General features: G+C 55.3%; 11 protein-coding genes. 8 read left to right on the forward strand and 3 right to left on the reverse strand.

Annotated elements, in window-relative coordinates; genetic code table 11:
• Positions 1 to 125 precede the first annotated feature (125 nt).
• Positions 126 to 2018, reverse strand: a complete 1893-nt coding sequence (locus tag HQL65_17850; protein ID MBF0138099.1) for a peptide ABC transporter substrate-binding protein — start codon at positions 2016 to 2018, stop codon at positions 126 to 128.
• Positions 2019 to 2045: 27 nt separating this feature from the next.
• On the opposite strand from HQL65_17850, the gene HQL65_17855 reads away from it, so the two are divergent.
• Genes HQL65_17855 through HQL65_17875 form a run of 5 tightly spaced genes read left to right on the forward strand, consistent with a single transcriptional unit; the run spans position 2046 to position 4738 of the window.
• On the forward strand, positions 2046 to 2360 hold the full coding sequence (locus HQL65_17855; GenBank protein MBF0138100.1) for a DUF3301 domain-containing protein: 315 nt from the start codon (positions 2046 to 2048) through the stop codon (positions 2358 to 2360).
• 46 nt (positions 2361 to 2406) lie between these two features.
• Positions 2407 to 3237 carry a tetratricopeptide repeat protein gene (locus HQL65_17860; GenBank protein ID MBF0138101.1) on the forward strand — a complete coding sequence of 277 codons (831 nt, stop codon included), beginning with the start codon at positions 2407 to 2409 and terminating at the stop codon, positions 3235 to 3237.
• Between the two features lie 30 nt (positions 3238 to 3267).
• Positions 3268 to 3522, forward strand: coding sequence for a hypothetical protein (locus HQL65_17865; GenBank protein MBF0138102.1), 255 nt, complete (start codon positions 3268 to 3270; stop codon positions 3520 to 3522).
• A gap of 54 nt (positions 3523 to 3576) precedes the next feature.
• The gene (locus tag HQL65_17870) at positions 3577 to 4206 is read left to right on the forward strand and encodes a hypothetical protein (protein MBF0138103.1); all 630 of its coding nucleotides are present in this window, start codon (positions 3577 to 3579) and stop codon (positions 4204 to 4206) included.
• Positions 4175 to 4738: a hypothetical protein gene (locus tag HQL65_17875; GenBank protein ID MBF0138104.1), complete on the forward strand. Its 564-nt coding sequence runs from the start codon at positions 4175 to 4177 to the stop codon at positions 4736 to 4738. Before HQL65_17870 ends, HQL65_17875 begins: the two co-directional genes overlap by 32 nt.
• A gap of 307 nt (positions 4739 to 5045) precedes the next feature.
• Here HQL65_17875 and HQL65_17880 read toward each other — a convergent pair whose 3' ends face one another.
• Positions 5046 to 5564, reverse strand: coding sequence for a hypothetical protein (locus HQL65_17880; GenBank protein ID MBF0138105.1), 519 nt, complete (start codon positions 5562 to 5564; stop codon positions 5046 to 5048).
• A 419-nt stretch (positions 5565 to 5983) separates the two neighbouring features.
• Between HQL65_17880 and HQL65_17885 the strand changes: the two genes are divergently transcribed.
• Complete coding sequence (locus HQL65_17885) at positions 5984 to 7675, forward strand: glutamine--tRNA ligase/YqeY domain fusion protein (GenBank protein MBF0138106.1); 1692 nt, start codon at positions 5984 to 5986, stop codon at positions 7673 to 7675.
• A gap of 18 nt (positions 7676 to 7693) precedes the next feature.
• On the opposite strand, the gene HQL65_17890 is transcribed toward HQL65_17885, so the two are convergent.
• Positions 7694 to 8596 carry a sel1 repeat family protein gene (locus HQL65_17890; protein MBF0138107.1) on the reverse strand — a complete coding sequence of 301 codons (903 nt, stop codon included), beginning with the start codon at positions 8594 to 8596 and terminating at the stop codon, positions 7694 to 7696.
• 374 nt (positions 8597 to 8970) lie between these two features.
• Here HQL65_17890 and acs point away from each other — a divergent pair, with 374 nt between their 5' ends.
• Both acs and serC read left to right on the forward strand, forming a co-directional pair.
• A complete protein-coding gene (acs, locus tag HQL65_17895) occupies positions 8971 to 10908 on the forward strand; it encodes an acetate--CoA ligase (protein ID MBF0138108.1) in 1938 nt (645 codons plus the stop codon).
• A 156-nt stretch (positions 10909 to 11064) separates the two neighbouring features.
• A complete protein-coding gene (gene serC, locus HQL65_17900) occupies positions 11065 to 12150 on the forward strand; it encodes a 3-phosphoserine/phosphohydroxythreonine transaminase (protein MBF0138109.1) in 1086 nt (361 codons plus the stop codon).
• The last annotated feature ends 417 nt before the right edge of the window (positions 12151 to 12567 follow it).

Below are 12567 nucleotides of genomic sequence, written 5' to 3' on the forward strand. Positions count from 1 at the left end.
CGGGGCATACTCCCACAATATGAAAATTGGGTCAAGGACCTATATTTATAAAATGATTACAACAAAAAAATACTTTAAAAATATATGCTTACGTCTACAAGATCACTTCGGAAGGCATTGACTTTTCAGGGTGTCTCCACCCCTGTCACCCGGGCACGGGTATAATCCGGATCGCCCCCGAAAATGCGGCGGACGACCCCCTGGAGACGGGGATTCTGGACATAGATCAGGCTGCGTTCAAACTCGGGGAGAATGACCACCTCCTGGATGAGAAACGCCTGGATTTTGGCAAAGGCCTGCATGCGGGCCGCCGGGGTGACTCCATCCTGGGCCGCTGTCACCCACCGGTCGAGTTCAGGGTTGACATGGCGTCCGCGGTTGTTCTGATTCCAGGAGGCAAACAAATCCCCGAAGGTGAGCGGATCATCAAAATCCGGACCCCAGGCCGTGGAGACGATATCAAACTGCCCCGCACTCATGCGGGCCAGACGCTGCTTGAATATTTGCCGGTCAATACGCAACCGGAGACCGAGTTCACGCTGGAACAGATGCTGAAAATATTCCGCTTCCATGGCGGCGTTGTCACTGCTGCCGGTCAGGAATACCAATGGCGGAAATTCCGTCAAGCCAAGCTCTTGTCTGGCAATGGCCAGATGCTCCCGGGCAAGGGAAGCATTCACGGCAGGTTGCGGGGCTGGATACTCTTCCCGGAACGGCCTTTTTTCTCCCTTGAGCCAGGTTGGAAAAAGGGATGGGGTCGGCAGGGTTCCGGGCAGACCAATCACCTTGTTCACCAGCTCGGAGGGGTCGAAAATCAACTGGATGGCCCGGCGCAGGTTCAGGTTGCGTGTCACCCGGTCGGGACGAAAATTGAATTCCAGGAAAAACACCGAACCATCGGCAAAACGCCGAATGCGAAACTTGCGCCGCAAGGCCTCGCTCAGGGTTTCGGCATCCAGACCGGCCATGGCAATCTTGCCATCCCGGAACAGATTGAAAAGGGTACTCGTATTGGATGTGATGTAGGGAATGTCAATCTCCCGCAGATGAATCTGCCCGCGATCCCAATAGAGTTCATTGCGCTCCAGACGCAGGGAGGCACCATGTACCCAACGGGTCAGGCGAAACGGACCATTGAAAAGCAGATCGTTCACATCGGCGGCATACCGTTCGCCCCGGCTGCGAAAAAAATGTTCCCGGATCGGAAAATAGGTGGCAAAGGCGGTCAGACCCAGAAAATAGCTGCAAGGTTTGGCAAAAGTGACCTGCAAAGTGTAGTCATCTACGGCGGTGACTCCGAGATTGGTCACGGGTTGTTCGCCACTGTTGATGGCCTGGGCGTTGCGGATGGGAAACAGGAAAAAGGCATACTCGGAGGCGGTCTCCGGGGCCACGGCCAGACGCCAGGCAAACACGAAATCATGGGCGGTCACCGGCGCGCCATCGCTCCAGCGAGCCGAACGCCGCAAATGAAAAGTCGCGCCCTTGTCATCCAGTTGCCAGCTTTCCGCCACCCCGGGAATCAGGCGATTGAGAGAATCATACCGCACCAACCCCTCCCCCGTATGGTTGAGAATAAAAAAACTCACCTGGTCGGTTGCCTTCAGGCTGTTGAGGGTCGGGGGTTCCTCGGTCATGGCCAGGGTGATGCGTTGCCGGGTGCTGTCCACGGCCTCCCGGGTTTCCGACTGTTGGCTCACTGCCTCCTGGGCCGCACGCTCCTGGGCCACCACACCCCGGACCCATACCGGCAGGGAAACGATCCAGATCCAAAAAAGCAGGCCGGGAAACAGCAACATTTTCCTTTTTTGGCGACTTCGATGTATCATGATGCCCGGGAAGAGAGTTTCCCCGGTTACGGCAGAGCCGCCGGTCCAGGATCTGGCTGGACCACCGGTTCCGGTTCCGGCAGTACCACTGGTCCCAGTCACGGCAGTACCACTGGTCCCAGTCACGGCAGTACCGCCAATCTCGGCAGGATCACTGGACACAGCAGAGTTGCTGATATCTGAACACATCTCATGCCCGTACCCGTGGACGCATCCATGTCCGAGTCCCTGCTCATCGAACTGATGGTCCTGATTGTGGTCATCTGGTATTTTCAGATGCGGGCCAGGGAACGCACCCTGAATCTGGCCCGGCAGGTGTGCGCGGAGATGGCCTTGCAGCTCCTGGACGACACCGTCACCATCTGTCACATGAGTCTGAAGCGTACACCTGATGGCCAAATGTGCATTCGCCGCATTTACACCTTTGACTTTACCGACCAGACAGAAAATCTTCGACAAGGTACGGTCATTTATCTGGGTGATCATCTGGAATCCCTCCTGATCGGTGATTCTCCCGTCATCCGACATTGACCGCAACCCCTTGCCAACCTGGCACCCTTCCGAAAGGAAAAAAGCCATGCCCCATGACCGAAGCCCCAGCGAGCAATTGTTGAAGCAAGGTAACCAGGCCACCCGTGACGGTCGTTTTACTGAAGCACTCGATTATTACCGTCAGGCGTTGGAAGGGTATCAGAATACCGGCGATGGCGCCGGAGAGGCCACCACCCTCCACCAGATGGCCCTGCTCGCCACCCAGACCGATGATGCCGAACGGGCCATGGTCCTGTTCCGCCATGCCATGGAAATCCGGGAAAGTCTCGGAGATCTGGAAGGCGAGGCCAACACACTCGCCAACATGGCCTTCATCTGTTTCAAGGCCAAGGATCATGACGAAGCAATCCGGCTGAATTTACAGGCCATCTCTTGTCTGGAACGGGCTGGTGCCTGGTCGGATATGGTCACGGTGGTCAACAATCATGCTTTCATGGACAAGGATTCCATTCGCCCTGGCCGGGCACAAGCCTTGTGGTTGGCCTTGCGGGTACCGGTCTATCCCGACATTTTGTTGAACCGTTGCGCGGAGATGGTCAACGAACTGGGGCCGGAATCCCCGGGAGGTCTTTTGGTGGCGGCAGCGGCACCCCTCTTGTTGCTGCGCTGCAAGGAAAATGAACTGCCCAGTACCGAAGAACGCACCAAGGCCCTGCTGCTCCTCGCCGCCTGTGCCGATGCCCGAGAAATACCCCCCGATGAGTTGGATGCCTGGCTCAGTGATCCGCAGTGGCACGATGTCAACCAGCTCCTGCCGTCCCTGAACAATCTCCTGGAATCGTTGATCGGAACCGATGACTGGCTGTTCAATCCTGCCCAGGCTCCCGCTCCCTGGTGGGTGAACAAACCCCATTGACACATCCAACCTGAACAAGGCTCTGATCTCATGACCTCTGCCATTTCTCCGGATGGACCCGAACGACTGGCCTGGCTGGAAAGCCAGGTTACCCCGATCCTGGACACACCTGAATTTTCGATGTTGACGACCAACCAAAGAAATCGTTTAATTCCTCTGGTGGCAAAACGACTCAAACGTGCCAAAAGGGTGGATGCAGCGGCGATTGTCGCCGAGATTTACCTTCTGCGCCATCAGGCACCGGAATTGTTTCAAACCCAGACCGACCACACCCGGACCGCTTGACCCTGGCCGGTCAAACCCGGACCGACTGAGGCACTTTTTGAAAGGTGATTGACCATGCACGGCCCCTCGGAACCCCGAAAATCACCCCCCTTTCCGATTCCCATCACTCCGGTGGCGTCCGGGACCACGCCCAACCCGGCCATGCAGGAATCACCCTGGGAAGAAAAGTTTCAGCTTTTGATCCGGTTTGGCAAGGAGCGCAACTGGGGTGAAGTGCTGAAAATTTTGACCGACCTCTCCACGAGTCGGCGTTTTCCGCACACAAGCAAGGCCGTGGCCCAACGTGCCTGGGTGGCTCTCAAGAGCGATGTCCCGGCCATTGCCGTGGTGACAGCCCTGCGTGAGGTGGTGATGACCATCGGTCCCCAACATGAACTTGCCGGCCCCATGGGCGCCCTGGCCTATTTTCTGGCCCGCCACCGCAAGGGAAACGAACCGGAACGCGAATTTGCCGTGGCCCAGGCCCAGCAAATGCTGCATCTGATCTGTGAATTTCAAAAAGTCCCGGAAGGAAACCAGGCATTCAAGGATTGGGTCAACGCCAATCGCCTGGAAAATCCGGACTATTACCTGCCCAAGGTCATTGATGGCCTGGAGGTCATGGTGCTGGGCGATTGGTGGTTCGACCGCCAAGCCTTGCAGGAAGAACTCAATGCCGTCAACCAAAGGAGCGCTGCCCAATAATATGGAAGAACAGGAGCAGGACAATCTCAAGTTTCGAGTGATCAATCGGGTCCGCAAGGAGATGCTCGTGCGCACTGCGGAAAGCCTGATCCATTCCCAGGATTGGCGTACCACTGGCAAGACTCTGCGCCGCATCATGAACCAACTGCGTGGTATTCCCTCGGCAGGCGAGGAGGATGACAATCGCCTTTGGGCGCGTTTTCAAAGTGCCTACCAGATCTACCTGGATCGCCGCGCCCGGGATTTCGACCAGGGTCAGCAGATGAAACTGGCCCACGTGCGTGAAGAAATTCTGGATCGACAACGCCAGACCGTCCACCTTGGGCAAACACTGTACTTCGCCCAAAGCCGCGTGCGCAGTTTCGAGGATCGACTGCACGACATACCGCCCGGTCCACACCAGGAGGTCATCCGCGATTTTATCGCCGATACAATCCAGCACGTCAAAATCGACATGGCCGTCAAGGAGCGCGAATTGCAGGAAGTGGAACGGGTTCTCGTCGAACTCAGCGACAGCGTTCACGGCTGCTGATGTGCATCCGGCATCCGCGTTCAGCCTGAGCCATATTCCACGTTCTTTACCGATTCTGCCAGGTGGTCGTATCGCCCCGTGTCTTCACGCACGATTGTGATATGACCAAACCTGCCAGATGCTTGCATCGCCCTGTATCATGCGTGTCTGCCCATGGCATCGCCAATCCTGCCGGAGGATCGCAGTGCCCTGTATTGTGCATGGTATGCCGTAACGTGCCCAATCCTGCCAGAGAATCGCAGTGCCCTGTATCGTGTGCATTGAGACGTGGTGTTGACGATCCTGCCCGATGATCGTCTGCCCTGCTTCAAGCGCGTTGTGCCGTGGCAAAGTTGCGCCAAAAATCGAGCCGACGGTTGAGATGGTCAACCTCGCGACGGTGTTTTTCCTGGGCTTTTTCAAGTTGCTGATTGTTGCGTGCCTTCCACCATTCCACCTGACGCCGCAGGGCATTGATCTCTTCCTGATACTCTTTCGTATTTTTTGTATCAGGTGCCGCAGCAACCTGGGGTTGCGGTTGCGCAGGTTGTTGGCTCAACTGCGCAATACGACGGTTCAGGGAGGCAATGCGCATGGCATAGTCACGGTGGAGAGAGTCGATCAGCGTATCATACTCTTTCCGGACCACCTGCAAGGCAAGGCTGTTGTCTTGTTCATCACGCGGGGAGACCTGTGACATCCGGAAGATGTCGTTAAAATCCATCCGGGCGTTTTTCAACATGCGAATGGCCATCCGGGTGGCATTGAGGACTTCACCTTCCCGGTCAGCAAAGGTCAGATTCAAAACCTTGGCCAGCTTGTCAAGATCGACGGTTTGTGTGGACATGGGGGGAGCCTTTCTATTTATTTTTATTTACGTCAGTTACAGCCAATTCTGGGTCAAAAGGTACGCTGACAGGCATTGAGCAATATTCGGGCCAAATATTTTCATGGGCCAGAAAAACAGTTGCCAGACAGGACCTGAACCCGGTCCGCCTGACCTGGAAAACAGCCACCAGACTGGATCGGAACCAGGCTCGCCCAAAAATGTGTCCAGATATGAAAAGAGACACGGGACAGGTGACCATCGGACCAATGGAAAAAACAGCAGCGCGACAGGTGTTGATATTTTGACAAACGTCATGATCCTGACATATATTCCACCCCGTTGCTGGAAAGGGGTTGGCGTGGTGGAACAAGACGTATATTTTACGAAGCGTTATCCAGATCAGGGACGGACCGTGACCAAAAGGAGAGATGACCGCCATGACCAAGCCGGAAGATGCCAAACCGATTGATTTTATTCGGACCATCGTGGCCGAAGAGTTACGGAGCGGCAAGCACACCCAGGTGGTCACCCGCTTTCCACCGGAACCCAATGGCTATCTGCATATCGGCCATGCCAAGTCCATTTGCCTGAATTTTGGAATTGCCGCAGAAAATCCAGGTGGACACTGCAATCTGCGTTTCGACGACACCAACCCGACCAAAGAGGAACCGGAATATATCCGTTCCATCGAAGAGGATGTCCGGTGGTTGGGATTTGATTTTGGAGAGCGGCGCTACTTTGCTTCGGATTATTTTGACCAGCTCTACACCTATGCCGAGGCCCTGATCCAGGCAGGCAAGGCCTATGTCTGTAGCCTCAGTGCGGAGCAGATGCGTGCATACCGGGGCACCCTGACCCAACCGGGGCAGGAAAGCCCTTACCGCAGTCGATCCGTGGCCGAAAATCTCGACTTGTTCCGGCGCATGCGGGCGGGGGAATTTCCGGATGGTGCCCACGTGTTGCGGGCACGCATCGATATGGCCTCCCCCAACATCAACCTGCGCGATCCGATCCTGTATCGGATCATCCATGCCCATCACCATCAGACCGGGGATCGTTGGTGCATCTACCCCATGTATGATTACACCCACTGTCTGTCAGATGCCTTGGAAGGCATCACCCACTCCCTGTGTACCCTGGAATTTGAAGACCACCGCCCCCTGTATGATTGGGTTTTGGAGCAGCTCGCTACACCGTGTCACCCCCGCCAGATTGAATTTTCCCGCCTCTCCCTCGAATACACGGTCATGAGCAAGCGCAAGCTCAATGAACTGGTCACTTCGCAGGAGGTGTCAGGCTGGAATGATCCGCGCATGCCCACCCTGTCCGGACTGCGGCGGCGTGGGTATACCCCGGAATCCATCCGGGAGTTTTGTGGGCGCATCGGTATCACCAAGGCACCCAACAAGGTGGAAATGAGTCTGCTGGAAAACTGTCTGCGTGATGACCTGGAAGAACGGGCACCACGGGCCATGGCGGTTTTGGATCCGGTGCGGGTCGTCCTGGAAAATTATCCGGAAACACAAGAAGAGACCCTGACGGTTCCCTGCCATGCCAACCATCCCGACATGGGAACCCGCGACCTGGGTTTCAGTCGGGAAATCTTGATCGAACGGGACGATTTTCGGGAAGATGCCCCACCCAAATTCAAACGTCTGGCCTTGCTGGGAGAGGTCCGGTTGCGCCATGCCTATGTGATTCGTTGTCACCAGGTGGTGAAGGATCCGGTCAGCGGTCTGATCACCGAGCTGCGATGCACCTATGATCCTGCCACCCTGCACGCCAACCCCGTTGGTCGCAAGGTCAAAGGGGTGATCCACTGGGTTTCCGCCCGGCATTGTGTCCGGCATGAAGTCCGCCTGTATGACCGCCTGTTCCTCAAGCCCAACCCTGGTGAAGACCAGGATGAAGCAGATTTCAAGGCTTCCCTGAACCCCCACTCATTGCAGATTCTTCCTGATTGTCCCATGGAAGCTTCTCTTGCCCAGGCAACGCCCGGCAGTCGGTTCCAGTTCGAACGACTCGGATATTTTTGTGTCGATACCCAGGATTCCCAACCCGGCAAGCCCGTTTTCAACCGGACCGTCACCCTGCGCGATTCGTGGGCCAAAATTGAGGCAAAACAATAGAGAATCGTATGGGCCTTTTCAGGGAACTTTTTTGGAGAGATTTCCCGAAGGTTGCCAGGATTTGGTCAATTCCTGGGCCTTGGCAAGTTGGGCGGGTGACATCTGTTTAACGAGGAGGTCCCGTCTCTTGCCAGCCCGGCTCTCACCCTGCCTGGCAGCCAGATCAAACCACATGTAAGCCTGGATGAAATCTGCGGGAACGACCTTGCCGAGGCTGTAAATGACGCCCATATTGTATTGAGAGAAGGCATCCCCCTGGGCAGCAGCCTGTTGATACCAATGCATGGCCTTTTTAGAATCCTTGGGCAAACCGATGCCCTGGTTGTACAGGATACCCAGTTTTTGCTGTGCCCTGGCTGTTCCTTGTTTGGCCGCTTTGTGATACCAGGCTGCTGCCTCCGGCATGTTCCGTCGGACACCACGGCCATTGGCAAGCATCACGCCCAGATTGTATTGCGCGCTGGCATATCCTTGCTCCGCCGCCTTGCGGAACAGTGCTGCGGCCTCCTGGTCGTTGCGGGAGACACCGCGACCACTGGCAAGCATCACCCCCAGATTGTACTGGGCATTGGCGTTACCTTGCGCAGCGGCCTTGCGGAACCATGCAACGGCTTCTTTGTCATCTTTCGGGGTGCCTTCACACCCATCTGCGTACAACAAGCCAAGATGAACCTGGGCCGTGGCATCACCTCGTTCTGCAGCCTGGCGATACTGCTCCATGGATTGAGGTTTGTCTGGCTGGGAAACATTATTTCTGGCGGGGTGCGGCAGGTTTGGACCCTGTTGGGTTCTGTTGTCGCTTGAATTGAATTTTGGCGGATCATCCGTGGTTTCACCGGCCAGCAGGCTTGCCTCCGGCAGGGCCAGCAAGCCGGCAAGCAACAGCATGCTGTGGGGTCCGAACAAAAAAAATCGTTTCATGACCTTGACATCCTTTCAATGAGGGAGATGCCACCCTGATATCATGCCCCTTGCGGGATTGGATTCACCACGAACGGACGAGGAGATGCGCCAACCATCTTCCATGGTGGAAAACCGGGTATTTTGAATATGTACTCCCTTTTCAGGAGAAAGCAATCCTTGGCAGACGGTTCGTGCTTTTCGATACATCCATCAAATCGAAAGCTGGACATTGAATTTACATTTGTTCATATCATTTTTTCAATCATTTGAAATCTTGCGAATGAATCGGGGATCATCCACAATCCCGCGACAGGCTTGAGTTATTGGTGGGTAGATGTGTCATATCCCCCCTGGGTATATCCCTCGTTTCCTTCACCTTGGAGGCAGCTTTTATGTCCACAGAGCATGTATATCCTGTTTCACCGGAAGTGGCACAGCGTGCCCTGATCCAGGAAGCTCAATATCATGAAATGTATCAACGTTCAATCACGAATCCAGAGGGATTCTGGGCAGAGCAGGCCAGGCATTTCGTGGATTGGATCAAACCCTGGGATCGGGTATTCGATGCCGATTTTGTGCGTGCGCGGTTTCGGTGGTTCGAGGGGGGCAAACTGAATGTCTCCAGCAACTGTCTGGATCGGCATCTGGCCAAGCGTGGAGATCAGGTGGCCATCATCTGGGAAGCGGATGATCCGAATCTCTCGAAAAAAATCACCTATCGGGATTTGCACGAACGGGTGTGCCGTTTTGCCAACGCCATGCAAAATCGCGGTGTCAAAAAAGGGGATCGGGTAGCCATCTACCTCCCCATGATCCCGGAAGCCGCAGTGGCCATGCTCGCCTGCGCCAGGATTGGTGCGGTGCATTCGGTGGTGTTTGGCGGGTTTTCCCCCGAGTCCCTGAAAGACCGGATTCTGGATTCGGATTGTCGCGTGGTGGTGACGGCGGACGAAGGCCTGCGTGGCGGGCGCAAAATTCCCTTGCGACAAAATGTCGATCAGGCCCTGCTCCATTGTCCAAACGTTCATACCGTGTTCACGGTGAAGCATACCGGGGGCAATATCAATTGGGTCAAGGATCGGGATGTGTGGTATCACGAGGCCACGGCTGCGGTCTCGGCTGTCTGTCCGGCTGTGGAAATGGATTCCGAAGATCCATTGTTTATCCTCTATACTTCGGGATCCACCGGCAAACCCAAAGGGGTGTTGCACACCTCCGCCGGTTATCTGCTCTATGCAGCCATGACCCATAAATATGTCTTCGATTACCATGACGGGGACATCTACTGGTGTACAGCGGACGTCGGTTGGGTGACGGGCCACTCCTATATTGTCTATGGTCCCCTGGCCAATGGTGCCATCACATTGATGTTTGAAGGAATTCCAACCTATCCGGATGCTTCCCGCTTCTGGCAGGTGGTGGACAAGCATCAGGTCAATATTTTCTATACAGCCCCCACGGCCATTCGCTCCCTGATCGCCGCCGGAGATGATTTTGTCAAAAAAACCAGCCGCAAATCGTTGCGCATTCTAGGATCGGTTGGTGAGCCGATCAATCCCGAAGCCTGGGAATGGTACCATCGCGAAGTTGGCGAAAGACGGTGTCCCGTTGTCGATACCTGGTGGCAGACCGAAACCGGTGGCATCCTCATCACCCCGCTGCCCGGGGTCACAGCCCTGAAACCCGGCTCGGCAACACGCCCGTTTTTTGGTGTGGTCCCGGAAATCGTCGATGCCCAGGGTGCCGTTCTGGAAGGTGCCTGTAGCGGCAATCTGGTCCTGACCGCTCCCTGGCCCGGCATGATGCGCACCGTCTATGGCGATCATGAACGTTTCATCAGTACCTATTTTTCCACCTATCCGGGCAAATATTTTACGGGTGATGGTTGTCGCCGGGATGCCGATGGTTACTACTGGATCACCGGGCGAGTGGATGATGTCATCAATGTTTCCGGGCACCGGCTGGGAACCGCCGAAGTGGAAAGTGCCCTGGTGTTGCATCCCAAGGTATCCGAAGCTGCCGTGGTGGGCTATCCCCACGATATCAAGGGAACGGGCATCTATGCCTACGTGACTCTGATCCATGGAACCACCCCCGATGCGGCCTTGAAAAAAGAACTCATCGATCTTGTGCGCAAGGAGATTGGACCCCTGGCCACCATCGATATCCTGCAATGGTCACCCGGCCTGCCCAAAACCCGCTCCGGCAAAATCATGCGGCGTATCTTGCGCAAGATTGCCAGCAATGAACTGGACAGCCTGGGAGATACCACGACTTTGGCCGAACCAGGTGTGGTTCAGGATTTGATCAAAAACCGCCCCGGTCATTGAAGAACAGCAAACTTCGCCAGATTTTTCCAATCCACGGGGTGGCATGAGCTGCCCCGTGGGCAGCGAACTTTGACAGCTTTTTCCAATCCACGGGGTGGCACGAGCTGCCCCGTGACATGAATATCATCCCAGTTCGACTGGGCAAGGAGGAGTGGCATGGGTCGTATCCACAATTTCAGCGCCGGTCCGGCAGTTCTGCCCCTGGAGGTCCTGGAGCAGGCACGCGATGACATGTTGGACTATCGGGGCAGCGGCATGTCGGTCATGGAAATGAGCCACCGCTCCAAAGAGTACCTGGCCATCATTGAAGGGGCCGAGCAGTTGGTGCGCGAATTGATGGGAGTTCCGGGCAATTACAAGGTGTTGTTCCAACAAGGCGGGGCAACCCTGCAATTTGCCATGGTCCCCATGAATCTGCTCACCCGGCCCGATCAGGTGGCCGATTACATCCTGACCGGCAGTTGGTCGAAAAAGGCCGCCAAGGAAGCCAAATTGTTCACCTCCGGCGTGCGCCATCCCGCCACATCCGAAAAGGTGAATTTTACCCGGATTCCCCGTCAGGAAGAGCTGAATCTGTCTCCGGATGCCGCCTACGTCCACATGACCTCCAACAATACCATCTACGGGACCGAATATTTTTATACCCCGACCACCGGCAATATTCCCCTGGTGGCGGATATGTCCTCCAACATCCTGTCCCGACCGGTCGATGTGTCACGTTATGGGTTGATCTATGCCGGTGCCCAGAAAAATCTGGGCCCCAGTGGTGTGACCCTGGTCATTGTGCGCGAGGATCTGCTGGGACGCAAAACCGGTCTTCCTTCCATGCTGGACTACAAGGTCCAGGCGGAAAACCAATCCATGCTCAACACCCCGCCCGCCTATGCCATCTACATTCTGGGCCTGGTTCTGCAATGGGTGAAAAAACAGGGAGGGGTGGCCGCCATCGAAAAACACAACATTCGCAAGGCGGACAAACTGTATGCGGCCATTGACCAGTCCGGTTTCTATCTCTGTCCGACCGAAAAAGAGAGTCGGTCACGGATGAACGTTCCCTTTACCCTGGCCAAACCGGAATTGACCGATACCTTCCTGGCAGAAGCCAAAAAAGCCAAACTGGTCTCCCTGAAAGGACATCGCTCGGTGGGAGGCATGCGTGCTTCCATCTATAATGCCATGCCTGAAGCGGGCGTCGATGCCCTGATTGCCTTCATGAAGGATTTTCAAAACCGCCATGGTTGAGGGCTGTGAATTTCCCTGCCATTGGTAGAGTCTGGTAAAGGGCAAACGAAAAATTGGGATGAAAATCCTGGGGGGGCGGAGGGGTAATCCCTCCCCCTGCCAGGGTTTGCAAGAATTTCATTGCCTTCAAAAACACTTTTATTATCATCAATAAGATCGTGCAGGATGTTGCCAGGTTCCGGTTTTTCAGGAAATTTTGCCAGATGAATCTATTTCACATGTTTTTCAAATACTTATGATTTATTGGCGCAATTATTGCTTGAATACCATTCAGGCGGAGTACGGAAACCGCCCACATTTCCACAGGACATCCTGAGAGACTGTCCATTAACCCTCGGATAAAAAAATTGGAAAGAAAGATTTTTTATTGGGGCTCCGCCCCAAACCCCGCCAAGAGGAAGGGCACAGCCCTTCCTC

This window comes from Magnetococcales bacterium (genome assembly GCA_015228935.1).
In the GTDB taxonomy this organism is placed as follows: Bacteria; Pseudomonadota; Magnetococcia; order Magnetococcales; family DC0425bin3; genus HA3dbin3.

Bases quoted from the DNA above. Each gene is read 5' to 3' on its own strand.
- acs (MBF0138108.1), top strand. From the start codon at position 8,971: ATGTCCACAGAGCATGTATATCCTGTTTCACCGGAAGTGGCACAGCGT.
- HQL65_17865 (MBF0138102.1), top strand. From the start codon at position 3,268: ATGACCTCTGCCATTTCTCCGGATGGACCCGAACGACTGGCCTGGCTG.
- HQL65_17885 (MBF0138106.1), top strand. From the start codon at position 5,984: ATGACCAAGCCGGAAGATGCCAAACCGATTGATTTTATTCGGACCATC.
- HQL65_17855 (MBF0138100.1), top strand. From the start codon at position 2,046: ATGTCCGAGTCCCTGCTCATCGAACTGATGGTCCTGATTGTGGTCATC.
- HQL65_17875 (MBF0138104.1), top strand. From the start codon at position 4,175: ATGCCGTCAACCAAAGGAGCGCTGCCCAATAATATGGAAGAACAGGAG.
- HQL65_17850 (MBF0138099.1), bottom strand. From the start codon at position 2,018: ATGTGTTCAGATATCAGCAACTCTGCTGTGTCCAGTGATCCTGCCGAG.
- serC (MBF0138109.1), top strand. From the start codon at position 11,065: ATGGGTCGTATCCACAATTTCAGCGCCGGTCCGGCAGTTCTGCCCCTG.
- HQL65_17880 (MBF0138105.1), bottom strand. From the start codon at position 5,564: ATGTCCACACAAACCGTCGATCTTGACAAGCTGGCCAAGGTTTTGAAT.
- HQL65_17860 (MBF0138101.1), top strand. From the start codon at position 2,407: ATGCCCCATGACCGAAGCCCCAGCGAGCAATTGTTGAAGCAAGGTAAC.
- HQL65_17870 (MBF0138103.1), top strand. From the start codon at position 3,577: ATGCACGGCCCCTCGGAACCCCGAAAATCACCCCCCTTTCCGATTCCC.
- HQL65_17890 (MBF0138107.1), bottom strand. From the start codon at position 8,596: ATGAAACGATTTTTTTTGTTCGGACCCCACAGCATGCTGTTGCTTGCC.